Annotated in this window: 20 protein-coding genes; 5 read left to right on the forward strand and 15 right to left on the reverse strand. The window is 65.1% G+C overall.

The features are described from left to right. Positions 1–141: 141 nt before the first annotated feature. Positions 142–1,068 (reverse strand): MerR family transcriptional regulator, encoded by a 927-nt coding sequence (locus AB0L58_RS18955; RefSeq protein ID WP_364388296.1) that lies wholly within the window; start codon positions 1,066–1,068, stop codon positions 142–144. Positions 1,069–1,140: 72 nt separating this feature from the next. On the opposite strand from AB0L58_RS18955, the gene AB0L58_RS18960 reads away from it, so the two are divergent. Beyond that, on the forward strand, positions 1,141–1,788 hold the full coding sequence (locus tag AB0L58_RS18960; protein ID WP_364388298.1) for a maleylpyruvate isomerase family mycothiol-dependent enzyme: 648 nt from the start codon (positions 1,141–1,143) through the stop codon (positions 1,786–1,788). Positions 1,789–2,081: 293 nt separating this feature from the next. On the opposite strand, the gene AB0L58_RS18965 is transcribed toward AB0L58_RS18960, so the two are convergent. The 4 genes from AB0L58_RS18965 to AB0L58_RS18980 all read right to left on the reverse strand — a co-directional run bounded on the left by AB0L58_RS18965 (position 2,082) and on the right by AB0L58_RS18980 (position 7,211). Continuing rightward, positions 2,082–2,627 carry a hypothetical protein gene (locus tag AB0L58_RS18965; protein ID WP_364388300.1) on the reverse strand — a complete coding sequence of 182 codons (546 nt, stop codon included), beginning with the start codon at positions 2,625–2,627 and terminating at the stop codon, positions 2,082–2,084. A gap of 433 nt (positions 2,628–3,060) precedes the next feature. Further along, the gene (locus AB0L58_RS18970) at positions 3,061–5,346 is read right to left on the reverse strand and encodes a heavy metal translocating P-type ATPase (RefSeq protein ID WP_364388302.1); all 2,286 of its coding nucleotides are present in this window, start codon (positions 5,344–5,346) and stop codon (positions 3,061–3,063) included. A 34-nt stretch (positions 5,347–5,380) separates the two neighbouring features. Then, positions 5,381–6,292 (reverse strand): hypothetical protein, encoded by a 912-nt coding sequence (locus tag AB0L58_RS18975; protein WP_364388304.1) that lies wholly within the window; start codon positions 6,290–6,292, stop codon positions 5,381–5,383. Between the two features lie 163 nt (positions 6,293–6,455). Continuing rightward, positions 6,456–7,211, reverse strand: coding sequence for a carboxymuconolactone decarboxylase family protein (locus AB0L58_RS18980; protein ID WP_364388306.1), 756 nt, complete (start codon positions 7,209–7,211; stop codon positions 6,456–6,458). Between the two features lie 120 nt (positions 7,212–7,331). Here AB0L58_RS18980 and AB0L58_RS18985 point away from each other — a divergent pair, with 120 nt between their 5' ends. Further along, positions 7,332–7,889 (forward strand): TetR/AcrR family transcriptional regulator, encoded by a 558-nt coding sequence (locus tag AB0L58_RS18985; RefSeq protein WP_364388309.1) that lies wholly within the window; start codon positions 7,332–7,334, stop codon positions 7,887–7,889. 12 nt (positions 7,890–7,901) lie between these two features. Here the strand turns inward: AB0L58_RS18985 and AB0L58_RS18990 are convergent, their stop codons facing one another. The 9 genes from AB0L58_RS18990 to AB0L58_RS19030 all read right to left on the reverse strand — a co-directional run bounded on the left by AB0L58_RS18990 (position 7,902) and on the right by AB0L58_RS19030 (position 19,587). Then, positions 7,902–8,606, reverse strand: a complete 705-nt coding sequence (locus tag AB0L58_RS18990; RefSeq protein WP_364388311.1) for a sterol desaturase family protein — start codon at positions 8,604–8,606, stop codon at positions 7,902–7,904. Between the two features lie 108 nt (positions 8,607–8,714). Continuing rightward, positions 8,715–9,452, reverse strand: a complete 738-nt coding sequence (locus AB0L58_RS18995) for a GntR family transcriptional regulator (RefSeq protein ID WP_364388313.1) — start codon at positions 9,450–9,452, stop codon at positions 8,715–8,717. Between the two features lie 439 nt (positions 9,453–9,891). Then, on the reverse strand, positions 9,892–10,704 hold the full coding sequence (locus tag AB0L58_RS19000; RefSeq protein ID WP_364388315.1) for a hypothetical protein: 813 nt from the start codon (positions 10,702–10,704) through the stop codon (positions 9,892–9,894). Continuing rightward, positions 10,701–12,359, reverse strand: a complete 1,659-nt coding sequence (locus AB0L58_RS19005; protein WP_364388317.1) for an ABC transporter family substrate-binding protein — start codon at positions 12,357–12,359, stop codon at positions 10,701–10,703. The genes AB0L58_RS19000 and AB0L58_RS19005 overlap by 4 nt, the downstream gene beginning before the upstream one ends. Then, positions 12,356–14,041: an ABC transporter family substrate-binding protein gene (locus AB0L58_RS19010; protein ID WP_364388319.1), complete on the reverse strand. Its 1,686-nt coding sequence runs from the start codon at positions 14,039–14,041 to the stop codon at positions 12,356–12,358. Before AB0L58_RS19010 ends, AB0L58_RS19005 begins: the two co-directional genes overlap by 4 nt. Then, positions 14,038–15,711 carry an ABC transporter family substrate-binding protein gene (locus tag AB0L58_RS19015; RefSeq protein WP_364388321.1) on the reverse strand — a complete coding sequence of 558 codons (1,674 nt, stop codon included), beginning with the start codon at positions 15,709–15,711 and terminating at the stop codon, positions 14,038–14,040. The genes AB0L58_RS19010 and AB0L58_RS19015 overlap by 4 nt, the downstream gene beginning before the upstream one ends. A gap of 12 nt (positions 15,712–15,723) precedes the next feature. Beyond that, positions 15,724–17,598, reverse strand: coding sequence for an ABC transporter ATP-binding protein (locus AB0L58_RS19020; RefSeq protein ID WP_364388323.1), 1,875 nt, complete (start codon positions 17,596–17,598; stop codon positions 15,724–15,726). Further along, the gene (locus AB0L58_RS19025; RefSeq protein ID WP_364388325.1) at positions 17,595–18,536 is read right to left on the reverse strand and encodes an ABC transporter permease; all 942 of its coding nucleotides are present in this window, start codon (positions 18,534–18,536) and stop codon (positions 17,595–17,597) included. Before AB0L58_RS19025 ends, AB0L58_RS19020 begins: the two co-directional genes overlap by 4 nt. Positions 18,537–18,609: 73 nt before the next feature. Continuing rightward, a complete protein-coding gene (locus tag AB0L58_RS19030; protein ID WP_364388327.1) occupies positions 18,610–19,587 on the reverse strand; it encodes an ABC transporter permease in 978 nt (325 codons plus the stop codon). 158 nt (positions 19,588–19,745) lie between these two features. Between AB0L58_RS19030 and AB0L58_RS19035 the strand changes: the two genes are divergently transcribed. Both AB0L58_RS19035 and AB0L58_RS19040 read left to right on the forward strand, forming a co-directional pair. Beyond that, on the forward strand, positions 19,746–20,564 hold the full coding sequence (locus AB0L58_RS19035; RefSeq protein WP_364388329.1) for a hypothetical protein: 819 nt from the start codon (positions 19,746–19,748) through the stop codon (positions 20,562–20,564). Between the two features lie 53 nt (positions 20,565–20,617). Then, complete coding sequence (locus AB0L58_RS19040; protein WP_364388818.1) at positions 20,618–21,439, forward strand: HAD family hydrolase; 822 nt, start codon at positions 20,618–20,620, stop codon at positions 21,437–21,439. A 35-nt stretch (positions 21,440–21,474) separates the two neighbouring features. Here AB0L58_RS19040 and AB0L58_RS19045 read toward each other — a convergent pair whose 3' ends face one another. After that, the gene (locus AB0L58_RS19045; protein WP_364388331.1) at positions 21,475–24,123 is read right to left on the reverse strand and encodes an N-acetylmuramoyl-L-alanine amidase; all 2,649 of its coding nucleotides are present in this window, start codon (positions 24,121–24,123) and stop codon (positions 21,475–21,477) included. Positions 24,124–24,465: 342 nt separating this feature from the next. Between AB0L58_RS19045 and AB0L58_RS19050 the strand changes: the two genes are divergently transcribed. Next, the coding region (locus tag AB0L58_RS19050) for a SpoIID/LytB domain-containing protein (RefSeq protein ID WP_364388333.1) at positions 24,466–26,149 on the forward strand (1,684 nt) is incomplete at its 3' end.

The following is a 26,149-nucleotide window of genomic DNA, read 5'->3' on the forward strand; positions in this document are numbered from 1 at the left end:
GTACGGGGTGCCCGGACGAGAGGCGGGTGCCCGGACGAGAGGCGGGTGCCCGGACGAGAGGCGGGTGCCCGGACGAGAGGCGGGTGCCCGGACGAGAGGCGGGTGCCCGGACGAGAGGCGTGACCTAGGGCGGGTGGGTGGTCATGCGTGGACGTCGGTGTCGGCCCACTGTGTGAGGGCTCGGTCGAGCCAGTCGAGGGCGGAGCCCGCGGTAGTGGTTCCGGTGATCTCGGTGGTCAGGTTCCAGTAGCGGTGGATGCGTGGGTCGTTGTCGGGTGCGTTGTCGAGGAGTTGGTGTCGCAGGCTTGGCGTGTCGTGGTCGCGCCGGGCGGTGGCGTGGGCGTGGATGAATCGGTCGAGTTCGGGGCCGGGGTGTGGTGGTGCGGCGCCGAGGGTGGCCACGGCTGCGCATGCTTCGGCAACCCCGACGACCAGTGCGAGTTTGTCGTGGATTCGGGTCGGGTTCGTCCGCCAGAGTTGGCGTGACATTGCGGCAGTGCATGCGGGATCGGTGAGGTGGGTGGTGAGTTCGGCGAAGGCGACGATGTGGTGGGGAGTCGGATCGGCGGGTAGGCGTGGGATATTCATTTCGACGAATGCGTCGAACGTTGTCGACGGTAGGGGCGCGAGCAGCTTGCGCCAGAACGTCACGAGACTTTCGTGGGCGCGATGCCGATCTTGTACGGCGGCAAGCAATTCCAGGCGAGCGGCCCGTTCGGTGGGTGGTGCATCCTCGACGGCGCGCAACGATGCCCGCCGCCAGGAAAGTACGCCGAGTTCGGTATCGAGTGCGGCCCGTTCGGCAGTGATCGCATCGGTGATCGACAGGGTTCCGGTGAGCACCTCGATGATTGCCGGCAGGCTCAGACCGAGTGTGCGGAGCCGACGCACCAATAGCACTTGATCAACCGCGGTCGACGAATCGAACAACCGGTGCCCGCCGCCGCTGCGCCGCGATTCCAGCACCCCGTTGTCGCAATAGAAGCGGAGCGTACGTACCGGCACGCCGGTCGCTCGCGACAGCTCTCCGATACTCACGAGGCCGTCGCGGCGTGTGTTCTCGGTCACAATCGCTGGAACCTCCACCTCGGTGGAGTTTCTAGCCTACTGGAACACCCACCGAGACAAGGAGATACGCGAATGGCCGAGGATACGATGGACCAGATCTGGCGGGCTGTCGCCGCCGAGCGAGCCAGTCTGGTCGAACTACTCGAGCCGCTGTCGGAAGCCGACTGGGACCATCCTTCGCTGTGCGCCGGCTGGCGCGTTCGCGACATCGTCGCGCACGTCGTGCTATCGGCCCGCGTCCGCATCGGTTGGATTCTCATCAATGTCATCCGCGCCCGCGGCAACCTGGACCGGGCGATTCGCGATACCGCTGTTCGGCACGCGGACCGCGTCACGACCCAACAGCTGCTCGACGAACTGCGCGACAGCATCGACGCGCGGGTCACCGCGATCGGCACGACACCGGTCGATCGCCTGATGGACCTCCTGGTGCACGGCCAAGACATCGCGGTCCCGCTCGGCATCAACCGCGAGATGCCGATCGCGGCAGCCCGATCGGCGATCCACCGAATCTGGACGATGGGCGCCCCGTTTCACGCCCGCAAGAAATTCACCGGCTATCGCCTCGTCGCATCGGACACCGACTGGGCCGCTGGTGACGGATCCGTCATCACCGGGCCGGTCGCCGCCCTGCTACTGATCGCGACCGGTCGCCAGCAGGCGTGGGACCAGCTCACCGGTGCCGGAGCAGCGCTGTTCGCGCAGCGCGACCAACGGTAGCGCGGATTATCAATAACGTTTTACGGCGGCCGTCCTCGGGACCACGCTATTTCGCCGTGTTCGAACATATTCGACATCGCGCCCGAGCACATGGCGCCGTTCGGTGTCGCTGGTCGGATTCAAACGTGCCCATTCGTTTCGAACGCCCCCAGATACCGTGTCCCAGGGTTTGCGGGTCCGATAGAGCGAACCGTTCTGAATGGTATTGAAATAGCCACGGCCACCAGGCGTCCCGGGTTTGGTCGGTGTGCGGTGCGCCGAGTCGACCTCTCGTCCGACCCCGTAGCAAACGTTCAAAGCCCGTTCTTGGTCGGCGGATCGCCCTCGTCGCGAATCGTTTCAGGCGGATCGCCCTCGTCGCGAATCGTTTCAGGCGGATTGCTCTTGTCGCGAACCGATGGCGGCGGATTGCTCTTGTCGTGAACCGTTGCCAGTGGATTGCTCTCGTCACGGATCATCGCTGGCGGATCGGCCTCGTCGCGAACCGATGGCGGCGGATTGCTCTCGTCGTGAACCGTTGCCAGTGGATTGCCCTCGTCACGAACCGTCTCTGGCGGATCGGCCTCGTCGCGAACCGATGGCGGCGGATTGCTCTCGTCGTGAACCGTTGCCAGTGGATTGCCCTCGTCGCGAACCGTCTCCGGCGGATCGGCCTCGTCACGAATCGAATTCGATCGCACAACCAATTGCCGTGCGCCACTGGAGAACTTGTCGACAAGTCCGGCCTCCAGGATCACTTCGACCGGACCGATCGGGCGGATGCCGTAGCCGTAATCGACGTCGCGGTCGATCCGGACATATACGGCGGGCGGGACTTCCGGATTGTCCATGGTCGGCATCGACTGGCTCCTGAGGTGCGGTCCCGGCCGTGGTGACCGACCGGGTTCTCAACAGTCGACACTGCCTCGGTAGGCCGGGGGCGTCCAGGCGATAGTCCGCTGGGCGAACCGGACAGGCGATATCGAAGCCGTCCGGCTCGCCGAGATAACCGCGAAATTTCATGCTGGGAATTGGCTGGCAATGTCGCGAGAGGTTGCCGAGAGTATTGCCTAGCCGATTGTGGACACTGTTGGGCGCCAGTAGCTTTCGATTGCTGATCGATGCCCTACGAAAGGTCGAACCGATGATTTTGCTCTCCCTCTTGGCCGCGACCGGAAGTGCTGCCGCTGCATGGGCCACCGGAAGCGCCGCGATGGGCTTGGGAAATAGCGGCATTTTGCAGTGAGCAATGGATCGGGCGGGACGGCATTTGGCGCCGTCCCGCCCGATCCTTTACTGGGCGGTGGAGCGGAAGCCGCGCAAGCGCAGGCTATTGCTGACCACAAAGACCGACGAGAAGGCCATCGCGGCGCCCGCGAGCATCGGGTTCAGCAATCCGGCCATGGCGAGCGGAATCGCCGCCACGTTGTAGGCGAACGCCCAGAACAGATTGCCCTTGATGGTGCCCAGGGTCCGGCGGGACAGCCGGATCGCATCGGCGGCCGCGCGCAGGTCACCGCGGACCAGGGTCAGATCGCTGGCCTCGATGGCGACATCGGTTCCGGTGCCCATTGCCAGACCGAGATCGGCCTGGGCCAGGGCCGCGGCATCGTTGACGCCGTCGCCGACCATCGCGACCACCTTGCCATCGGCCTGCAGTCGCTTGACGGTGTCGACCTTGTCGGCGGGTAGCACCTCCGCGATCACCTCGTCGATGCCGACCTGTGCCGCAATGGTTTTCGCGGCGGCGGTGTTATCGCCGGTCAGCATGATCGGGGTGAGACCGAGCGCCTTCAGCTGCGCGATCGCCTCGGCTGAGGTCGGTTTCACCGCATCCGCGACCACGAGCACGCCGCGTGCCTTCCCGTCCCAACCCACCGCGACGGCGGTCTTGCCATCGGCTTCGGCCGTGTGCATGGCCCGTTCCAGCTCGGTGTCCAGCCGCTGCGACCAGTCCGCGAGCAGCCTTGCGCGTCCGACGATTACTGCATGACCGTCCACCACACCCTGCACGCCCAGGCCCTCGATATTTGTGAAATCCTCGACCTGCCGCAGTGTGCCGACCTTATCCCGCGCGCCCTTGGCAATCGCCTGGGCGATCGGGTGCTCCGACGAATCCTCCAGCGCCCCGGCCAGTGCGAGCAGCTCGGCGATGTCCTCGCCCTCGGCGGCAATGACATCCAGCAGGGTCATCTTGCCGGTGGTGACGGTGCCGGTCTTGTCGAGCACCACGGTATCCACGCGACGGGTCGACTCCAGCACCTCCGGACCCTTGATCAGAATGCCCAGCTGCGCACCGCGACCGGTGCCGACCAGCAGCGCGGTCGGCGTGGCCAGCCCGAGCGCGCACGGGCAGGCGATGATCAGCACCGCGACCGCCGCGGTGAAGGCCGCGGCGACCGAACCGCCGGTGCCCAACCAGAATCCGAGCGTCGCGACCGCCAGCGCGATCACGATCGGCACGAAAATCCCGGAGATCCGATCCGCCAACCGCTGGGCCTGCGCCTTGCCGGTTTGCGCGTCCTCGACCAGTTTCGCTATCTGAGCTAGCTGGGTGTCGGCGCCGATGCGATCGGCCCGCACTACGATCCGCCCGCCGACATTGACCGTCGCGCCGACCACCGCATCCTCGGGACCGACCTCGACCGGCACCGATTCACCGGTGAGCATCGAGGCGTCGACCGCGGAGGAACCTTCGACGACCACACCGTCGGTGGCGATCTTCTCGCCGGGGCGGACCACGAAGGTGTCGCCGACGCGCAACTGCTCGACCGGAATGCGCTCCTCGACTGCATGTACCCACCCCGCCGACTCCGTCAGCTGCCGTCCCCCTGGGCCGCGCAGCACCGAGACCTCCTTCGCGCCGAGCTCCAGTAGCGCCCGCAGCGCCGCCCCGGCCCGCCGCTTGGAGCGCGCCTCGAAGAAGCGTCCGGCCAGGATGAAGGTGGTGACCCCGGCCGCGGCCTCCAGGTAGATGCTGCCGGTGCCGTCCATCCGCGCGATGGTCAACTCGAACGGATGCTTCATGCCGGGCATTCCGGCCGTGCCCCAGAACAGCGCGTACAGCGACCAGCCGAACGCCGCGAGCGTGCCCATCGACACCAGGGTGTCCATGGTGGCGGTGCCGTGCCGCAGGTTGGTCCACGCGGCCCGGTGGAAGGGCAGTGCGCCCCACACCACGACCGGCGCGGCCAGCGTGAGCGAAAGCCACTGCCAGTTGTCGAACTGCAGCGCGGGCACCATTGCCAGCGCGATGACCGGAACCGTCAGCACCAGCGAAACCAGCAGTCGGGTCCGCAGCGCGGCCGTCGGATCCTCGTCGGGGATGGTGGCCGCGGGTTCTTCGATCTTCGGCAGCGCGGCGCTGTAACCGGCCTGCTCGACGGTGGCGATCAACTGCTCCGGTGAGATATCACCGCTGAAATCGACTCGCGCCTTCTCCGTCGCATAGTTGACCGTCGCGGTGACGCCGTCGAGTCTGTTCAGCTTCTTCTCGATGCGATTGGCGCAGGATGCGCAGGTCATGCCACCGATCACCAATTCGACCTGTCCGGCGGATGGTTGTGTCGCGGTGGTCATCGTGTGCTCCGTTCTGTGCGACTCAGGGTAGCGATCAGTGGCCGTGTCCAGCGGGTTCCGCGGCCGGGATCGGCGCGGTACCGGCGACCGGGAGGGTGAATTCGGCGGTGCGAACCACGCCCTCGTGCTGGAAATCGAGGAAGAGTCGGTAGTCGCCCGCGCTCGGCGCGTCGACGTAGAAGGTAATGCCGGGTCCGGCCGGGGTCACGCCGTCGCCGGGGCTGCCATCCGGATGGACGTGCAGGTAGGCGAGGTCGGCAGCGCGCAATGCCACGAGGTGACCATAGGCCCCGAGGTAGGGCTGCAGATCGGTGACCGGTTTGCCATCGCGGCTGACCGACAGCACGACCTTCGACGCCTGGCCCGGCGTGACCGTGCCATTCAGCGCGACGGTGTACGCGCCGACCTGCGCGGTAGTCGACGGCGCTGGCAGCGCCTGCGCGTCGTAGGTACCCGCGACCCGCAGATCGGCGCCGAGCGTCAGATTCTCGCCGCCATCGGGGGTGAAATCGGCGAACACCCGGTAATCACCGGCGCGGCTGAGATCGAGCGGGACGCTCCAGGTTCCGGCCTGGTCGAGTACCGGGTGTACGTGCTGGAAGGCGGCCATATCGCGGCGGACCACGATGAGGTGCAGATCCTTGTCGTGACTGCGGACGTAACTGGTGACGGGTGCGCCGTCGCGGTTCAGGATGCGAAACCGCAGCGCAACATTCGCCGCCGCGCTGGTCTGCGGGGTGTCCAAGCGCAGGGTGTAGCCGTTTTCGCTGGCCATCAGTCCCGCGGGCAGCTCGTCGGCTCCGGACTCGCCCATGGCCTCGTGCCCCTTCGAGTCGTGTGCGGACTCGGCGGGTTCCGGCCCGAGGTTGGCGCCGACGGCCAGTGCGATCCCGAAGACCGCCGCGAGACCGAGGGTGAAGCCGGCGAACTTGCTTGCTGCGTTCATCAGGAGGCTCCGTTCGGATCGTTCGGCGGGCCGTCCCGTCGAACTCCTCTTTACCATACCCCCCTAGGGTACGTTGTCAAGACGATACGGGGCGAGGGTATGAGGGCGGGAACGCCGAGAGCCCGGCTCGGTGCTGGACCGGGCCGGGCTCTGTGTTGTGCGCTCAGGCTTCGGGACGGTACGTGACCAGCGCGACAGCGGGCGCGGAAACCACCTGCACCTCGGCCGAGTCCGCAACCTTGACGTGCAGGAATCCGCCCTCGATCGACACCTCGACATCATCGACCGTACGCACCGGCTGTCCGTTCCGGTCGAGCAGCGAATATCCGTCGACCAGAGCGACATTGGTGGCCTTGCGCCATTTCGCGGTCATCGCGGTGCCTTTCGTCGGCGCGGCCGGTGGGAAGTCCAGCTCCGGCTGCGCGACATGGTTGAAGTAGTTCGACAGAATATTCAGCGCGATATGGCCGACCACCTCGCTCAACTCGGCATCGCTCACGCCGCGCTCGCGGGCCGCCCCGATGACGTGATCGTCGACCCGGCCACGTGATCGCAGCACCTCGCGCGCGACCCGCAGCACGGCATCCGCGTGCGGATCATCGGCATGCGCCGCCCTGGTGGCCGCGATGGCCTCCTCGCTGAAACCCATCCGTCCCGCTCGCATGCTGTGTGCGGCAATGCAGTAGTCGCAACCGTTTTCGCTCGCGATCAGCAGGGCCAATTGTTCGCGGACGCGAGCGGAGAGCTTGCCGCGGGTCAGTGCGTCGCGCATGTTCAGGTAGCCGCGCAGTGTCGCGGGGCTGTTCGCCATCGTGGCGTAGAGATTCGGAACCCGGCCCAGTTGGCGCCGCACCTCGGTGAGCAGATCGGCCTGCTCGGTGTCGGCGGTTTCGGTCGATACAAGCGGTAGCCGAGACATCGTGACTCCAAACTCGAACCTGACGGTACTGATCGGTACCGAGTTGAGACGGTACCGATCGGTTCCGAAGGTGTCAAATCAAATGGTACCGACCGGTGCCGTCCTGGTACGGTGGATCCCATGGCAACACAGGCCAGGCAGCGATTGCTCGCCACCGCCGAGGAACTCTTCTACGCCGATGGCATCAGGGCGGTCGGCATCGATCGCCTGCTGCAGGAGTCCGGTGTCGGCCGCGCGTCCTTCTATCGTCACTTCGCGAGCAAGGACGACCTGGTCGTTGCCGTACTCGAGGACCGGGATCGGCGCTGGCTGACATGGTTGCGGGAGTCCGTCGAAGCCAAGGCGGGCGACCCGATGGACCGTCCGCTAGCTGTCTTCGAGGCACTCTCGGAACGTTTCGCCCGTAAGGACTTTCGCGGCTGCGCCTTCATCAACACCATGGTCGAAGTGGCCGATCCGGACGCGGCCGCCCACCATGCGGCCGATCGGCACAAGCGGCGCGTCATCGAATACCTCGCCGAAATCCTCACCGCCGCGGGCCGATCCGATGCCGAGGAACTGGCTGCCGAATTCGCGCTGCTCGTCGACGGTGCGATAGTCACCGCCGTGCGCGAGAACTCCCCGGCAGCGGCGGACCGTGCCGGGGTGATCGCGCGCCGCCTGCTCGGGGCGGACTGAGGTCGGTACCGGTCAGGCGGAGTGGAGATGGCGGGCGGTGGGGGAGGTTTCGGTGGTCGCCGGGTCCGGATAGGTGCCGAGCAGGCGGTCGGCGGTGCCGGAAGTGGTCACGGTGAACCAGTAGTGCTCGTTCTTGTAGTGGTGGTGGCGGTGGTTGCGCCAAACCGCCCGGTAGAGTGAGCCTTTCGGCTTGTAGTCGGTGTGGATCAGATAGTGGGTCCACTCGTAGCCGAGGCCGAGGGCGGTGATCATCAGCAGGAAGGTCAGGCCGAGGCCCAGGCGTGGAAAGGCCAGGGTCGCGATCGCGATCAGGACGACGACCAGTACCGAGAGCGTCTTGGTCGGGATGAAGATCAGCGGGATATTCCGCGGATCCACATGGTGCTCACGGTGTTTGCGGGCCAGTTCGCTATCGATCGGGATCGACCCGAGTTGGCGCGGCCGCCAATGCAATACCGTGACATGCACGATCCATTCGAAGATCGGGAAAACCGCGAGCATGACCGCGGGTACCAGCGCATCGGTCAATTGCCAGTCGCCAACGATGATTCGGGCGATCAGCGCCACCAGCAGGGTGGTGCCGATCAGCCAGGGCGAGGGGTGCCGGATGAATTCCCGGAATGCGCCACCGAGCGAGAGGCCGCGGCGCAGCGTCCGCTCGTCCTGATGCACGCGCTCGGTGGCCGAATCCTTGCTGGATGATTGTGGTTTCGTCATGGTCTTTCCTCGATGGAGCCAGTCGGTGCGGTCCATTCGGTGGCGCACCGAGCGATAATCCGAACCGCTGCGGTGATCCGGGATGCCGACACCGGATCGCATTCGCTGTCAGCGTTCGATGTTTTCAGCACCCTCCAATACTTCGATCAGGGCCTTGGTGGCCGGTTCGAGCAGTGCCCGAGCGGTGTTTTCGGCCTGTTCCGCTGCACCGGCCTCGATGGCGGCGGCCAGGTTTCGATACGCCTCGACATTGCCCACCTCGGCGGACATGATCGGGGCCAGCGCCGCGAGAGCGGGTTCGTAGGCGCCGCGCAACATGTTGAACATCAGCCGGAACACGATGGAGTCGGCGGCGTCGACGATGTGATCCCAGAACTCCATCGCATGCCGCTGCTGTGCGATCGGATCCTGTTCGGCGGCAAGCGCTTCGACGGTGCGATCCAAAGCGGCACGCACGGTGTCGGACTCGGTTCTGCCGAGCCGGATCGCCGCCAGTTCGGCCACCTTGGGGCCGTTGTGCAGCCGCGCCTCCAAAATGCTGCGCGCGACCTTCGGGTCCAACTCACCGGCCTGGACCAGCAATCGGGGCAGCACCTCGAGTCCGGCTCCGCGCCGATAGTCCAGCACGGTGGTCGCATCCCCTTGCCGCACCGCCACCAGTCCGGCCGCCGCCAGCCGTTGCAGTGCCTCGCGCACCGCGGGCCGTGAAACCCCTAACGCCTCCGCCAACTGCCGCTCACTCGGCAGGGTCGCCCCAGGTGCCAACTCCCCACTGAGCACATCCGCCGCGATCTGCTCGAACACATCGCCCGACACCGAACGCTTGACCACAGGTTGCAACGCCATACCGCCACTCTGCGCCAAAAAGGTCAGGAGGTCAAGTGGTCAGACCAGTGTCGGTCGGATCGACTACGCGACCGGCGCGGCACCGACCTCGAGCGCAGTCCGCCGCACCGTGAGGCACTTGGTGCGGGCACTATGGTGCATCCGTCGTTCCGCTGGCAGCGGCGGGTATACGCGTGGCTTCGCCGATCGGGTGGCCGAATGGGAGGAGCACAGCCACATCGGCGTCGCGAGCAGTGGTGTCAGGCCGCGTCCCGGGTCGCTGACCCGCAGCGGGACCTCGGCGAAGGCGTGCTCGGTCGGCCCATCACATTCGAATAGCCGCGACCTACTCGGTCAGCGGGTGAAGACGCCGCGGCAGCTCCACAAATCGGTGCGGCCCGCACTGGTACCACACCCGCGGCGTTCGAATAGTCGTCGGCGCAGTGTCGGACAGCACGAGTCAGCTCGGGTCGGAGCCGCGGATGGCGGCGAGCCAGATGGCGGTGGCAGCGGCGACGGCGGTGGCGGCGATAAACGCGGTGAAGCCGCCCGCGGCAACGTAAACCCACATCAGGGCCACGAAGGGGGCGGCGACGGTGGACTGGGCGTCGAGCAGGAGGCGGCGGCGGATCCGGGCGGAGTCGGTGGCGAGGATCGGGGCGTCGGGATCGGGGCGGGAGGGGTTGTCGATCAGACGACCAGGCGGTTCGGAGGTGCGTGCCTTTCCGGATGGGTAGAAGTGCAGGGTGGCGGTGTCGACGGATCGGTCGGCCACCTCGGCCTCGGTTTCGGTCATGGCGAGTAATGCGGGCTCGAAAAATACCGGTAACCAGCGGGTTCGATAGTTCTCGGTGATCTCGAGCCAGCTGCGGCTGACGAGCCGATATTGCTGGCGCACCCGCTTGATCTCCACAGTGCGCGTGGTATCTGCACGTTCCACACCACCACTACCGGTATCCGAGTTCCCGCGGTCGGCATCGAAGTGTGCGCCGACGCTGCCAGATGTATTACGGCGCGGGCCGTCATCGCTGTCGCCGCGAGACGTATCCGTGCGCTCCAGCCCGCGTGGCCCGACGTCTGCCAACCCATTCGGCAGCATGCCCAACGCCCTTGCGAGCTGAAATCCCGTATAGCCCATCATGCCCACCGCAACGGTCGCCAATGCCGCCACCTGGTCGAGGTCGCCGAACGGCGCCCAGGCCAGACAAACAACCAGGGCGCCGATGGTCACGCAGACCGGATAGGCCAGGGGGTGGCCCGCTCCGATTTTCACTTCAGGAAGCCGACTTTGGTGTAGTCGGGGGAGGCCAGGCCGAAGGCGCCGTAGTTGGCGAGGTTGTCGCGGACCGCATAGGTGCCCGAGGCCTGCTGCAATGGCACCGAATAGCCCTCGGCGAAGATCATCTGATCGCATTTGTTCGCCAGTTCGATGGCCTTCGCCGGGTCGAGTTCGGCAATGGTCTGTTCGATCAGCGCGTTCAGCTCCGGGGATCCGATGCGGGCCTTATTGCCCATCAGATTCGCCGGATCATAGGCGTAGATCTGCGGCAGCGCGCCCAAGGGCAGAACGCTGCCGCCCCAACTGAACTGGGCGATGTCGAAGTTGCCGGGATCGATCACATTCTTGAACAGTCCGCTGCCGGGCACGGTCTGGATGGTCATCTTCACCCCGACCCGCGCCAGGTTCTGCTGCACGATCTGCGCGGTCTGAACCCAGGCTTCCTGCTGGTACATCACATCGCGCAATTCCAGTTTGCGGCCGTCCTTCTCGCGGACGTCGCCGTTGAGCTTCCAGCCGAGCGCGTCGAGCATTCGCGCCGCCTCGTCCGGATCGAAGGCGATGGGCGCCGAATTGTCCTGATAGCCTTTCTGGCCCTTCATGTAGATGTGGTTGTTCAGCGGTGTCGGGTTGTCGACGACACCGTTCTGGGCGGCACTCACCAGCGCCTGCCGATCGATCGCCTTCGAGATGGCAATGCGCAGTTGCGGATCCGACAGCAGCGCACCGGGCGCGCCGTTGAAGGTCAGATGGGACCAGCTCGGCTCGGGGGTGCGTCGGATGACCACATTCTTCGAATTCCGCGCGCCGGTCACATTCTCGATCCCGGACATATACGCGTAGTCGATCTCGTTGTTCTGGATACCGGGCAGCACCGCGGAATCATCGAGCACACTCAGCGTGATGGTGTCCAGCTTCGGCGTATCGCCCCACCACTTCGGATTGCGCCCCAGGGTGATCCGATTCTGCGCGCGATCGATGGAAGCAATGATGAACGGCCCCGAACTGACCGGCAGGCCGTCGCGGTCGACGTTGCTGAATGCATCCGGATTCGCGGTGACCGCCTTGGGATACAGCGGTGCGAACTGGCCCTGCCATTCGGCGTACGGTTTGTCGAAGGTGACGATCGCCTGCAGATCGTCCACGCCGCGTTCGACCTTCGCGACCCGGTCGAATCCACTGGCCGACGAGATGAGGAAACCGGGATCCTCACCGCTGAGCGCGGCCGCCTCCGAGCGCAGATCCTCCCAGGTGATCGGGGTGCCGTCGGACCATACGGCCTTGGGGTTGATCGTGTAGGTGACCTGCTGCGGGCTGGTATTGGTCAGCTCGATATCGGTGAAGTAATTGTGGTCGACTGTCAGCTCGCCCGCCGCATTGCTGACCCACGGCGACGGCAGGGTCGGATTGATAACCGAGGCAGTGCTTTCGGTATTGCCGTCGACGTGTAGATAATTGAACGACTCCGGGAACGAGCTCAGCGCCAAGCGCAGATTGCCGCCGTCGCGCAGTTCGCTGCGATCCTTCGGGTTGATGTCGTTCGTGCTGCCGATATCGACCGTGCCGGGGGTGATGCTGTTATCGGAGCAACTGGTCGCGATCAGGCCGAGCGCGACAACGGGGACAGCGATCGTTATTGCCAATCTCATTTCACGAACCCCACCTTGGTGTAATCCGCCGAGGCCAGACCGAAGGCGCCGTAATTGGCCAACCCCTCGCGCGTCGCCACGGTGCCCGCGGACTGCACGATAGGCAGCGAGAAGCCCTCCTCGAAGATCATCTTGTCGCATTCGTTCGCGAGCTCGATGGCCTTGTCGGGATCCAGTTCGGCAATCGTCCGCTCGATCAGGGCGTTCAGTTCGGGTGTGCCGATCTTGCCCTTGTTGCTCAAGGTATTGGCCGGATCGAAGGCGTAGATCTGCGGCAGCGCACCCAGCGGGAGAATGCCACCGCTCCAGGTGAATTGGACGATATCGAAGTTGCCGGGGTCGACCACATCGGTGAACAGCCCGTTGCCCGGGTAGGTCTGGATGATCAGTTTGACGCCGATTTTCGCCAGGTTCTGCTGTGCGATCTGCGCCATCTGCACCCAGCTCTCCTGCTGGTACATCACATCGCGGATTTCCAGCTTGCGGCCGTCCTTTTCGCGGACATCACCGTTGAGCTTCCACCCGAGGTCGTCGAGTTCTTTTGCGGCCTGTTCGGGGTTGTAGGCCACCGATGCCGCATTGTCCTGATAGCCCTTCTGACCAACCATGAAAATGTGGTTGTCGAGCGGCTTGGGGTCGACCACGACCCCCTGTTGGGCCGAGGTCGCGATGGCCTGCCGGTCGATACCCTTCGAAATGGCGACGCGCAGTTTCGGATCCGCGAGGATCGAGCCGGGCGCGCCATTGAAGGTGAAGTGCGAGAACCGCGGCGCCGGTGCGCGACGCACTTTGATGCCGGGCGCGTTCGAGGCGGTCTTGACCTCATCGATGCCCGATACCGATGCCGAGTCCAGTTCGTTGTTCTGCAGCGCGTTCAGCCGGGCGGAGTAGTCGAGCACGCTGTAGGTGACCGTATCCAGCTTCGGCGTATCACCCCACCATTTCGGATTGCGGCCCAATACGATCCGCTGCTGCGCCTTATCGATCGAGGTGATCATGAACGGACCCGCCGAAACCGGCAGACCGTTGCGGTTGACATCGTCGAAGGCCTGCGGGGTCGCGGTCGACGCCTTCGGGTAGACCGTGCTGAAGATGCCCTGCCATTCCGCATAGTGCTGAGCCATGGTGACGATCGCCTGCCGGTCGTCGACGCCGCGTTCGACCGAGCCGATCTGTGCGTAGCCCTGCGTTGCCGCAACCTGGAAGGCCGGATTGCGTCCACTGAGCGCCTCGGCCTGGGATTTCAGATCCTCCCAGGTAATAGGCGTCCCGTCGGTCCAGACGGCCTTGGGATTGATCGTGTAGACGATCGTCTGCGGATTCGTATTGGTGAGTTTGATCTCGGTGAAGTAGTTGGTGTCGGTGGTGATCTCGCCGGCCGCATCGGATTTGATCGAGCCCGGCAGCGCCCACGAGACCAGATCGGCTACTTCACCATCGGAGTCGACATGCGAGGCATTGAAGGTCGCCGGGAAATTCGTCAGTGCCAGCCGCAGATTGCCGCCGTCGCGCAGTTCGCTCGGATCCTTCGGATTTATGTCGTTGGCCGTGCCGATCGAGCTGGACCCCGCCGTCACGTCATCGCCCGACCCGCACCCGGACAGAATCAGCGCGATGGCGACGGCGGGTGCCGCGATCCGCATTGCCACCCGGCGCTGCCGGGCGATACGTGCTGTTGTCATTTCACGAATCCGATCTTGGTGTAGTCGTAGGACGCGAGGCCGGGGGAACCGATATTGGCGAGATTCGCGCGGACGCCGAAGCTGCCGTCGCTCTGCATCAGTGGTAGCGAATGACCCTCCTCGAACACCTTGCGATCCACCTCATTGGCCAGCTCTAGTGCCTTCTTCGGATCCAGTTCCGAGAGGGTGCGATCGATCAGGGCATTGAGCTCCGGCGAGCCGACGCGCGCGTAATTGCCCTGCAGGTCGTTCGGGTCGTAGTAGTACGCCTGGCGAATACTGCTGAACGCGAATGCATCACCCACCCAGATGAACTGGGCGGCGTCGAAATCGCCGGGTTGGATGACGTCGGTGAAATATCCGGCGCCGGGCCTGGTGTCGATCGTCAGTCCGACGCCGATCCCGGCGAGGTTCTGCTGGATGATCTGGGCGATCTGCACCCAGGTCGGATCGTTGTACATCACATCGCGGATGACGAGCTTGCGCCCGTCCTTCTCCCGCACATCGCCGTTGAGCTTCCAGCCCGCCTCGTCGAGTTCGCGCGCCGCGGCAGTCGGATCGAAGCCGAGGCTATTGTCCTGGTAGCCCGACTGCCCCTGCAGGAAGATGTGATTGTTCAGCGGCTTCGGATTCTCCACCAGCCCGTTCTGAATCGCGCTGACGATCGCCTGACGATCGATGGCCCTGGAAATGGCAACGCGCACCTCGGCATCGGACAGGATCGACCCCGGTGCGCCATTGAAGGTGATGTGGCGCCAGCGATTGCCCGGTGCGCGGCGCACCACCAGGCCGCCGGTATTGCGCACCGTCTGGACATCGTCGACCGTGGTCAGTTGCACCAGGTCGAGTTCATTGTTCTGCAGCGCCGTCGTCCAGGCGCTGTGATCGAGCACACTGTAGGTAATGGTGTCGAGTTTGGGTTTGGCGCCCCACCATTTCGGGTTGTGGCCCAATACGATTCGACCCTGTGATCGGTCGGTGGCGACAACCTGGAACGGTCCGGCGCTGGGCCCCATCGCATCGGCCAGGCTGTTGTTGAACGAATCCGGATCGGCGGTCACGGATTTCGGAAAGAGCGAGGCGTTGCCCGCGAACTGTCCGCGCCATTCGGCGTAGGGGTGGCCGAAGGTCAGGACGGCCTGGCGGTCGTCGACGCCGCGCTCCACCTTGTCCACGAATTCGAAGCCATTGGTGATGGCGATCAGGAACCGCTTGTCCCTACCACTGAGCGCGTTGGCCTCGGATTTGATGTCTTCCCAGGTGATCGGATTGCCGTCGGACCATACCGCCCGCGGATTGATCGTGTAGGTGACCTGCTGCGGGTTGGTGTCGGTCAGCGCGATATCGGTGAAATAGTCCTTGTTGATGGACAATTCGCCCGCGGCGTCGGTATCGAACGAGCGGGGCATCAGCGGCCGTTCGATGTCGGCTATTTCGCCGTCGTTGCCATCGTTGGACAGGGTGTTCCAATTGGCCGGATACGACGTGGTCGCCAGGCGCAGATTCCCACCGTCGCTGACTTCGTCGACGCTCATCGGGTTGATGTCATTGGTGGTGCCGAGCGTATCCGACAGCCCCGCCGTCGAATCGCCGCCCGAACCACACCCCGCCGCGATCAGACCCAGTGCGACAACTGGCGCTGCCCATTTGGTTCGGGTTGTCGATCGCATCGCGGTCTCCCTCTATCGGCTGACGACCGGGACCGGGACCGCATCGATCAACGCCCGGGTGTAGTCGTTGCTTGGACGGTCGAAGATCTGTTCGGCAGGTCCGGCCTCGACGATCTTCCCGCGATACATCACCGCGATATCGTGGGCCAGATTGCGAACCACCGAAAGATCGTGCGAGACGAACAGATAGGACAGGCCGTGTTCGGTCTGCAGGTTGCGCAACAGATTCAGCACACCCGCCTGAATCGACACGTCCAGTGACGAGACCGGTTCGTCGAGGACCAGGATCTCCGGATCCAGGGCGAGTGCGCGGGCGATGCTGATGCGCTGTTTCTGGCCGCCGGAGAAGTCGGCGGGATAACGGTCGGCGTGTTCGGGCCGCAGACCGACCTGTTCGAGCAATGCCGGTACCCGCTGGGCGATTTCGGCGCGAGGACGGCCATCGATGCGCATCGGTTCGGCGAGCACATCGAAGATCGGCAGCCGCGGATCCAGTGCGGCCGTCGGATCTTGGAAGACGATCTGCATCTTCCGGCGGATCTCCCGCTTGCGTGCCTTGGTCAGGGTCGCGATATCGCTGCCCATGATCTCGATGGTGCCCGCCTGTGGCTTTACCAGGTCGAGAATCTGGGTGAGTGTGGTGGACTTTCCGGATCCGGATTCGCCGACCAGCGCCAATGTGCGCCCGGCGCGCACCTCGAAGCTGATGCCGTCGACGGCGCGGACCTCGCCTTTGCGGCGCTTGAACACCACACCCGAGGTGATCGGATAGGTCTTGACCAGATCCGAAACCCGCAGCACCACTCGCTCATCGGTATCGGCCTCGTCGCTCGGTTCCGGAATCTCCTGGCGGTAGGCCTCGAACAGATCGGCGGAGGTGACTTCCGCGGTGCGGATGCAGGCGGCCGAATGGCCGGGCCCGGTCTTCTCCAGCGGTGGCTCGGCTGCACGGCAGTCGTCTATGGCGATGGGGCAGCGCGGGGCGAACGAGCAGCCCTGCGGCAGTGCGTGCATGGCGGGCGGTGCGCCGACGATCGGGATCAGCGGGCTGCGCGGCGGACCGTCCATACGCGGAATCGAGCCGAGCAGCCCGACCGTATACGGCATCCGTGGTGCGGCGAAAAGCTCTGCCGCCGGTGCGGTTTCGACGATCTTCCCGGCATACATCACCGCGACCCGATCGGCGAGTGTAGCGGCGATGCCCATATCGTGGGTGATCATGATGACACCGGCGCCGGTGATATCGCGCGCCTTGCGCAGCAGATTCAGGATCTGCTTCTGCACTGTCACATCGAGTGCGGTGGTCGGCTCGTCGCAGATGATCAGTGCGGGATCATTGGCAATGGCCATGGCGATGACCACACGCTGACGCATACCCCCGGAGAACTCGTGCGGAAACGCCTTGGCACGCAATTCCGGTTCCGGAATGCCGACCAGATCCAGCAGTTCGACGGCCCGCGCCGACGCCTCTCGACTGGTCATATCCGTATGCGCGAGTAGGGCTTCGGCAACCTGATCGCCGACCCGGTATACCGGGGTCAGCGCCGAGAGCGGGTCCTGGAACACCATGCTGATGGAACGTCCACGCAGCTTGGACAATTGGCGATCGCCGAGGCCGAGCAGTTCGCGGCCGCGCAGCCGGATGGAACCGTTGATCCGCGCCTGCTCCGGCAGCAATCCGATCACCGCGAGCGAGGACACCGACTTACCGGATCCGGATTCGCCGACGATGGCGAGCACTTCGCCATCGGAGACGGTGTAGTTCACCCCGCGCACCGCTTCGATTCGGCCCTCTTCGCTGGGGAAGGAGACCCGCAGGTCGGAGACCTCCAACAGCGGTGCGGTGGAGTTCTTCTCGATGGCGACCTTATCCGCTGGGCCCGTCATGCCCCTACCTTCTTTTCCGACCCAGCCTTCTTGCGCGAGCGAGCCCGTTTGGCGCTGGGATCGAATGCGTCACGCAATCCGTCACCGACCAGATTCGCCGAAAGCACGATGACGATCAGCAGTCCGCCGGCGAACATGAACAGCCAGGGGAAGGTGAGCGCCGATGCGGTGCCCGAGGCGATGAGCGTGCCGAGCGACACATCCGGCGACTGCACACCGAAGCCGAGGAAGCTCAAACCGGTTTCGGCCATGATCGACGCACCCACCGACAGCGTGGTGTCGATGATCAGGATCGAGGCGATATTCGGCAGGATATGGCTCAGGATCACCGTCCTGGTCGGCGCGCCCATATACCGTGCGGCCTTGACGAATTCGCGTTCGCGCAGACTCATCGTCAGACCGCGCACGATGCGCGCGCTGATCATCCAGCCGAACACGCTCAGCAGCAGGATCAGCAGCAGGATGGACCCGCTGCCCTTCGTCTTCGGCGCGAACAACGCGACGATGATGAAGCTCGGCACCACCAGCAGCAGATCGACCAGCCACATGATGGCCCGATCGGTGAAACCGCCGATGAGTCCGGCGATCGAACCCGTCAGCGCCGCGATGGTGGTGCTGATGATCGCGACGCAGAAGCCGATGACCAGCGATTTCTGCATACCGCGCAGGGTTTGGGCGAGCACATCGTGACCGATGGCATCGGTGCCGAAGGGATGTTCACCACTCGGCGGTTTGCGCAATGCGGTGCCGTCGAGTTCCTGATAGTCCCACGTCCAGAAGTACGGGAGCATATAGCTGACCAGCACCAGGATCAGCAGCACGAGCACGCCCGCGACGGCGGCTTTGTTGCGCAGGAAGCGCCGCAGAACCAGCCTGCGCCGACCCGAGGCGGCCGCGACCTCCGGCGCGCCCTGGACAATGATTTCGGCTTCCGTCATGACTGCGCCTCGCTAGCGCTCGGCTTCGTCACGCCGGACCGTGCTCCGTTGTTGGTTCGTTCGCTGCGCTCACTCACGACACACGCACCCTGGGGTCGAGAATCGCGTACACGACATCGGAGAGCAGGCCCGACACCAGCACGACGAGACCGGCGAATGCCGTCACCGTGACGACAACGTAGAGGTCCTGGGCATTGATCGAATTGACCAGCCATTCACCGATGCCGTGCCAGCCGAAGATCTTCTCGGTGAAGGTCGCGCCGGTGATCAATCCGCCGAGGCTGTAGGCGAACAGCGTCGCCATCGGGATCAGCGCGGTCCGCAGGCCGTGCTTGTAGAGCGCCTTGTTGCGGGTCAGCCCCTTGGCGCGGGCGGTGCGGATGAAATCGCTCTGCAGCACGTCGAGCATGGCATTGCGCTGATAGCGGCTGTAACCGGCCATCGCGCCGAGGGCCAGACCGGCTGTCGGCAGCACCAGATGCTGAAGGCGGTCGAGCAATTGCGGGAAGAAACCGTTGATCTTGTTCGCCGACGTCTCGCCGGTATAGAGGAAGATCTGTGATCCGGTGAGCGTATTCACTTCCAGCGCACCGTATTTCAACAAGGTGGCGAGCAGGAACACCGGTGTGCTGAGTACCAGCAGGGAGACAACCGTGGTGAAGTAGTCACTGAATTTGTATTGCCGGATCGCCCCCGCCGCACCGATCAGGACGCCGAGCACGGTCCCGACGACCGAACCGATGATCAGCAGCCGCAGACTCACCAGCACCCGGCGCGGCAGTTCCTCGCTGACCGGCTGCCCGGCCAGCGTCTGGCCGAAGTCACCCTGCGGGATACCCTTCAGCCAGCTGATATAGCGCTGTGGGATCGGCTCGTTGAGATGCAGCTGTTCGGCCTTGGCATCGATCACCGCCTGCGGCGGACGTGGATTGCGCTGTTCGAGACTGTCCAGCGGCGTGAACGTCAGCGACGCCAGACTGAACGTCAGGAACGAGGCCAGCAGCAACAGCACGACATAATTGAGCGCGCGTCGTAGCAGGAAGCCGGTCATCAGTCCTCTGGTCCTACGGCTGGTCGGGCCAGCATCGAGTATTAGTCCCTGATCATAAGGACGTGCGTGCGAGCGCGTGTGACACGCGTGGGATCGGCATGTCCTCTATTCTGTCGACAACGGTGCGTCCAGGCTTTTCGGCGCTCGAGGGGGACGGCATGAGTTATCCGCAATATGAGCCTTATCCATCGGCTCCGGCACCTGGTGGCGGCACCGCGATCACGGCCGGAGTGCTGGCGAGTGTCGGCAGCGCGGGCCAATTGCTCGGCGGCGGATTCAATATTGTGCTCGGGCTCACCGATTTGGCCACCGATCTCGCCGAATACGACTCGACCGGCCTGTTCGCGCAGAGCTGGCTCAAGACATACCTGCTGGTGGTCGGTTCGATCGCGGTGGCCACGGCGTTCTTGCTCGGTGTCGGCGCGGTGATGATGTTCACCAGGCGGCCGCTCGGTCGGGTACTCGTCGTGGCCGGATGTGCGGTGGTGGTGATCGCCGGGATCGCGGAGTACGCGATCACCCTGCGCTACACCACCTCGGGCGGCGGCGCGGCCGAGATCAGCGGCGGCATCGGTGGTCTGTTCGGGTTGATCTTCCCGGTCGCCACCGCGGTGCTCGCCCTTGTGCCCGCGACGATGCGCTGGCTCGACTACCGGCCGGTGACCGCGGCACCCAGGGCGATGTACCCGTACGGACCCGCGGTGCCACCGGCTGGTTATCCGTCCGGACCTGCGGTGCCACCGGCCGGGTATCCGTCCGGACCGACGCCCTATCCGCCTTATCCGCAATATGGTCCGTCAGCCGGTGTTCCCGCTGCGCAGCCGTATCCGCAGGCAGGTACCGATCAGGCGGGTGCACAGCCGCAATGGGCGGCGAATCCGCAGGGGGCGCCGGTTTCGCCACCACCGGATCTGGCAAAACGGCAGTCCGATCCGACGGCCGACGACTCCCCATGGCGTCGACCGCCGTCGCAGTGATAGCCGCGACCTCGCCGAGACGGTCGTCCGGCAGGATGGAATAGGTGACGCGCCTGCACCTGCCCAAGCCGAAGATGGTTGCCACCGATGTGGACGGCACCCTCATCGATCACGACGAGCGGGTCACCGCGCGAACCAAGGCGGCCGTGGCCGCCCTGATCACCGATGGTGTGCCGTTCGTACTCGCCACCGGACGGCCGCCGCGCTGGATCGATCCCGTGGTCGAGGGGTTGGGTTATGCGCCGTTGTGCGTCTGTGGCAATGGCGCGGTGATCTACGACAGCGCCGCCGACCGCGTGCTCGCCAGCCGGACCCTGGACGTGGACACCCTGGCCTGGATTGCCGACCTGGCCGAACGCGCACTGCCCGGCTGCGGCCTCGCCGCCGAACGCGTCGGCGCCAGTGCACACGACGCGGTGACACCGCAATTCGTGAGTTCGCCGGAATACGAACATGCCTGGCTCAATCCTGATGACACCGAAGTCTCGCGCGCCGAAGTCATCGATGCGCCCGCGATCAAAATGCTGGTTCGACTACGCGGCACCCCCAGCGCGGATATGCGCGCGGTCCTCGCACCGCTGATCGGCGACCGCGCCGATATCACCTACTCGACCGACCACGGGTTGATCGAACTCTCGGCCCCCGGCGTCACCAAAGCATCCGGCCTGGCCATCATTGCCCAACGCCTCGGTGTCGAACATTCGGCGATCATCGCGTTCGGCGATATGCCCAACGATGTTCCGATGCTCACCGTGGTCGGCCACGGCGTCGCGATGGCCAACGCGCATCCGGAGGCGAAAGCCGCCGCGGACGAGGTCACCGGGGCGAACTCCGAGGACGGTGTGGCGCAAGTGCTCGAGCGCTGGTGGGTCTGACGTAGGGGCGAATCCGGGCTCGGTCACCAGTGCGATCAACTGGCCGGCTCCGGTGCGCTGACCTGGCCGACCGGGTTGCGGTTGACCTGCTGCTGGTAGGTGTCGTTGTAGGTCTTCCAGACGGTGCTGACGATGCCCGTCAGTTGGTTGAGAACCAATGAGCCGTACTGGAAGTCGGTGCGCAGCCCGTTCGGTACCGCATAGCTGTCGCTCATCGGCAGCCCGAGGACCCCGGCATCGCCGCCGAGGGCGAGGAAGCGATCCAGGATCGTGCCCATCACCTCGAACACCTGACCGTTCGGGCCCGTGTAGGCGTACCCGTTGACGAACTTCGCGTACTGCTGCCCCTGCGTGGTGGGCTGCGGCTCCGAGACCGCCGCACCGAGCGGACCATCCGGACCGCCCTTATCGGCCCAGTGCCTGGCGATCGGATTCTGATTCACCATGCCGAGCAGCTTGGCCGTGAGCGCGGCCAGCGTGGCGATATCGGTCTGGGTCTGCTGTTGCCGGGTTGACGGCGCCTGTGCCTGCTGTTGCGGCCTGGTAGAGGTGCCGGACGAGGCCGATATGCCCGCCGCGATATCCCGAATGCGGTCCATATCGGCGTAGGCCGAGTCACCGGGGCAGCTGGTATTGCCGACGTCACGGTGCGCGAACACTATCGGCAACTGAACCGCCTCACCCTGCGCATAAGGGGTGAATTCGGTGCCCTCGGAGTACATCGTGGTGTAGCCCTTGGGATCCAGACCCGCGATCTTGGACCGCCATCCGATGAAGCGGCCGATAGCGTTGATCGCCTCGTCCGAAGGTTCCTCGGATTCGTAATTGCCCATCAACGCGACGCCCGAGGTGTTCTCGTTGAATCCACCCGCGTGCGCGCCCTGCACCGGGCGATCCAGTCCGCCGAAGCGGCCCTCGAAGATCTGACCGTACTTGTCGACCAGTGCGTTGTAGCCGATATCGCACCAGCCCAATGTCTTTGCGTGATAGGTGTAGATCGCGCGGACGATGCCCGCCGATTCGGCCGGGGTGTAGTCGTTGCGACCGGCGGTGTGGTGCACGGTGAGGCCGCCGAGCTGATCGTCGTAGGTGGGTTCCTCACAGCGGATGGATTCGTCCGCGCCCCACTGGGATCGGGTGATGACATTGGGTCCGCCACCGGGCAGCGCCGCGGCGACATCGTTGAGTGCGCCATCGATCGCGCCGCGGCCTGGATCGATGAGCACGGCCGTCAGCGCGGCGGCGGTGGGGGCCGGATCATCGGAACGTCCGGCGGCCGGGGTGGGCAGCATCGGCACGGCGCCCTCCGCGTCACCCGCGACCGGGGGACGCGGCGTGGTCGCCACGGCTGGCTTGCGGGTCACCAGGATCTGCACCGACTTGGTATTGCCGACGTAGATCGGTTCGGTGCCGGTGGTGCCGCCCGTCGCCCGATCGTTGCGACGGGTATCGACGGCCTCGGTGTCGTACCAGGGGCCCCAGCTGCCATCGGTCTGGCGGGCCCGGACCAGCGCCTTTGTATCGACCAGATCGTGCGCGGTCAGTGCGACGACGCTGAACGGGGTATCGCGGCTGACTTCCTTGACCTGCGCCCCGACCTGGCTGAGGAGTTCCGGCGGCACTGCGCCGGGTGACAATGCCGGTGTGTCGGGGGTGACGTCGGGTTCCAGCTGGCTGGGATCGGCGATGAAAGCGGCGGCCGTGGAACGGCCTTGGGCCGGTTGACCCGGGGTGGCGCCATGAGCCGTGGAGGGGGTCTGACCTGGGATGGTTTGGCCTGGGTTCGATCGATCTGAGGTGGTGTGAGTGGGCGGCGATTCGCTGGAGGCGTCCTGGACATCGGTGCTCTGGCCCGGCCCGGTTTGGTCGGGGAGTGTTTGGGTGGGGGTGCTCTGACCCGGAACCGTTTGGCCGGGGATGTTCTGGCCGGGAAGTGACTGGGCAGGGTTGTTCTGGCCTGGAACCGTTTGGCCGGGGAGCGTTTGGCCGGGGGCGTTCTGGCCGGGGAGTGACTGGCCGGGGAAGTTCTGGCCAGGAAGTGATTGGCCAAGGTTGTTCTGGCCTGGAACCGTTTGGCCGGGGAGCGTTTGGCCGGGGATGTTCTGGCCGGGGAGTGACTGGCCGGGGAAGTTCTGGCCAGGAAGTGATTGGCTAAGGTTGTTCTGGCCTGGAACCGTTTGGCCGGGGAGCGTTTGGCCTGGGATGTTCTGGCCGGGAAGTGATTGGGCAGGGGTGTTCTGGCCTGGAACGGTTTGGCCAGGCAGCGTTTGGCCGGGGAGGTATTGACCTGGGACCCGTTGTCCGGGCAGTGATCGGCTCGGTGCGTTCTGTCCGGGATCGAGCTTGGGTAGTGGGATTTCCTTCGGCAGCTCGACACCGGGTGGCAGCGGCAAACCTTGCGGCACCGGAATGGATTCCGGAATCGGCAGCATGCGTAGATCTGAAAGATGCAGATCAGGCAGGTTGAGACCGGTGAGTTCGCGCAGCGGCAGGGTGATGTCGGGCACCGTGGTGAGGACGACCTCGGCCAATTGCGCGGGGATTGCGGCGAGCTCGCTACCGGTAGTCGAGCGATAATCGGTCGAGTCGCTCAGCGTGAATGTCGCGAGCGGAGCCGCTACCGCAAGTGTGGTGACAACCGGGAGCACGTAGGAACGTTTCGGTTTGCGGTACGGCACGAGCATCTCCAATCAGGTCGAACCAAGCGATCATCTGCGTGAATGTCAGGGTTGCTTCCTGATGCATCAAAGACCACACTAGTTCACAACTGTCACATATCTAAACCTCTGGTTGAGGATTATGTGATTGCTCGAATGTAGCTCTCGGATTGCGACCGGATGGAACGACATGCCGACGGGCATCGAACCGATCGGGTCCCGGAAAACCGTGGGAGTGAACGGATGCGAAGCAAACGGCACCGGAATGACACGACGCGGGGGGAGCGAGAATTGCGGGTGAAAACGAGTGCGCCGCGCGGGCGAATTGGCAGGCGGCGGCTATCGGGAGCTCCGATATCGATCCGTCCGGTGCTGGTCATCGGTGGTGCTGCTGTGCTGGCCGGAACCGTTCTCGGGTTCTGGGTCCAGCCCTCCGACACTCTGGTCCGTCCCCTGGCCGGACCGGGCCACGGGCGCGGTATGAGTCAAGTCGGCGCGTTCGACAGTGCACTCGACGGCTGGGCCGCCGAGCGGATCCTCGACCACTACTACCCGGGTGCGACGCGTGGCAAAATCTCGGCAACCACTGTCGGAGTCCGGCTGTTCGCCCAGGACGACTCGACACTGGACGCCTATGCCGATGCCGGATTGCGAGTCGCGGGCCAAATGCTGCCGCCCGGCCAGGTCGCCCATCTGACCGCGCTGCCCGACGGCGGTGCGAATGTGGTCGTCACGGCTGGCTGTGACGGTGCGGTGCTGTGGCAGACCGCGACCGCCGACCCGTGGGTCTATCCGCTCAACCCGCGCCCGAACCGCCCCGCCGCCGAACATCTGACCCTGTGCGGCGGTTCCGCATATCGCGGATCGCTCGGTGTCGCCATGGAGAACGGCGAGGCGCGCACGGTGAATCGCGTCGATGTCGAGGATTATCTGCTCGGCGTCGTTCCGGCCGAGGTACAGGCCAACTGGGTCGACAAGGGTGCGACGGAAGCCATTCGCGCACAAGCGATCGCGGCGCGTTCATACGCATTGGCCGAGCATCGTTACCCGTACGCGCAGACCTGCGACAGCACCGACTGCCAGGTGTACCCAGGTACCGCTAAGGAGGATCCGCGCGTGGCCGATGCCATCGCGTCGACCGCGGGGACCGTGCTTTTGCGGGACGGTCGGATTCTGCGTTCGGAGTACTCCTCGGCACCGGACGGTGGGCAACCGGCCGATATCTACGCCTTCGATGTCGGACCGACACCCGCCGAGCTCGGCACCCCGGTGGTCGGTGCCGGTACGCCCGTGGATCCGCGTAAACAGGCCCTCGTGACCGAATCCCCGATCGATGCCGAATACCGCCGGATCGGCGGCGCGAGCAGCGCGGTCGGCCAGCCGCTCGGGCCGGAGCTGGCGCTGCCCCAGAACGCCGGTACCTACCGGCTTTTCACCAACGGCGTCATTATCGCGACGCCCACGCTCGGCGCCCAGGTCGTCGACTTCACGACGCTGATGCAACTGGTTCCTGATCCACACGAGAGCAAGCCGGCCGGCGCCGTACCTGGAAATCGCGAGGGTAAGCCGGGCGGGACCGTACCTGGAAATCGCAAGGGTGAGCCGGGCGGGACCGTACCTGGAAATCGCAAGGGTGAGCCGGGCGGCACCGCGCCGTCGGGAAATAGCGGACACGCCGTACTGCCCAGCACCGATGGCTCGCCCGCTGCCGCCGTGCCGGGCGCCACGAATGCCGCATCTGAAAACCCGCTGACCAGAGGCATATCGCCCGAGAGCATATTGCCGGGCGTCCCGAATGGCGCGTCCGGAACGGCGCTCTCCAGCGCCGCGAATGGTGCACTGGAAGCCACGGTGCCGGACCGCAATACCCTGTCCGAGAGTGTGGCGCCCGATGGCGGCGCACCGCCCGGAAGCGTGGTGCGGGAAGGCATGGCCCGGCCCGAAAGCCTCTCGCCCGGTGGGGATGTCGCGCCCGAGGGTGTGATGCCTGGTGGCAGTGCACCGTCCGAGAGTGTGGTGCCGGACGGCGGCGCCCGGTCCGAAAGCCTTGCGG

This window comes from Nocardia sp. NPDC052112, assembly GCF_040680135.1.
Lineage (GTDB): Bacteria > Actinomycetota > Actinomycetes > Mycobacteriales > Mycobacteriaceae > Nocardia.

Coding starts and splice junctions, on each gene's coding strand:
- AB0L58_RS18960 (WP_364388298.1), top strand. CDS start 1,141: ATGGCCGAGGATACGATGGACCAGATCTGGCGGGCTGTCGCCGCCGAG.
- AB0L58_RS18965 (WP_364388300.1), bottom strand. CDS start 2,627: ATGCCGACCATGGACAATCCGGAAGTCCCGCCCGCCGTATATGTCCGG.
- AB0L58_RS18970 (WP_364388302.1), bottom strand. CDS start 5,346: ATGACCACCGCGACACAACCATCCGCCGGACAGGTCGAATTGGTGATC.
- AB0L58_RS18975 (WP_364388304.1), bottom strand. CDS start 6,292: ATGAACGCAGCAAGCAAGTTCGCCGGCTTCACCCTCGGTCTCGCGGCG.
- AB0L58_RS18980 (WP_364388306.1), bottom strand. CDS start 7,211: ATGTCTCGGCTACCGCTTGTATCGACCGAAACCGCCGACACCGAGCAG.
- AB0L58_RS18985 (WP_364388309.1), top strand. CDS start 7,332: ATGGCAACACAGGCCAGGCAGCGATTGCTCGCCACCGCCGAGGAACTC.
- AB0L58_RS18990 (WP_364388311.1), bottom strand. CDS start 8,606: ATGACGAAACCACAATCATCCAGCAAGGATTCGGCCACCGAGCGCGTG.
- AB0L58_RS18995 (WP_364388313.1), bottom strand. CDS start 9,452: ATGGCGTTGCAACCTGTGGTCAAGCGTTCGGTGTCGGGCGATGTGTTC.
- AB0L58_RS19005 (WP_364388317.1), bottom strand. CDS start 12,359: ATGAGATTGGCAATAACGATCGCTGTCCCCGTTGTCGCGCTCGGCCTG.
- AB0L58_RS19010 (WP_364388319.1), bottom strand. CDS start 14,041: ATGACAACAGCACGTATCGCCCGGCAGCGCCGGGTGGCAATGCGGATC.
- AB0L58_RS19015 (WP_364388321.1), bottom strand. CDS start 15,711: ATGCGATCGACAACCCGAACCAAATGGGCAGCGCCAGTTGTCGCACTG.
- AB0L58_RS19020 (WP_364388323.1), bottom strand. CDS start 17,598: ATGACGGGCCCAGCGGATAAGGTCGCCATCGAGAAGAACTCCACCGCA.
- AB0L58_RS19025 (WP_364388325.1), bottom strand. CDS start 18,536: ATGACGGAAGCCGAAATCATTGTCCAGGGCGCGCCGGAGGTCGCGGCC.
- AB0L58_RS19030 (WP_364388327.1), bottom strand. CDS start 19,587: ATGACCGGCTTCCTGCTACGACGCGCGCTCAATTATGTCGTGCTGTTG.
- AB0L58_RS19035 (WP_364388329.1), top strand. CDS start 19,746: ATGAGTTATCCGCAATATGAGCCTTATCCATCGGCTCCGGCACCTGGT.
- AB0L58_RS19045 (WP_364388331.1), bottom strand. CDS start 24,123: ATGCTCGTGCCGTACCGCAAACCGAAACGTTCCTACGTGCTCCCGGTT.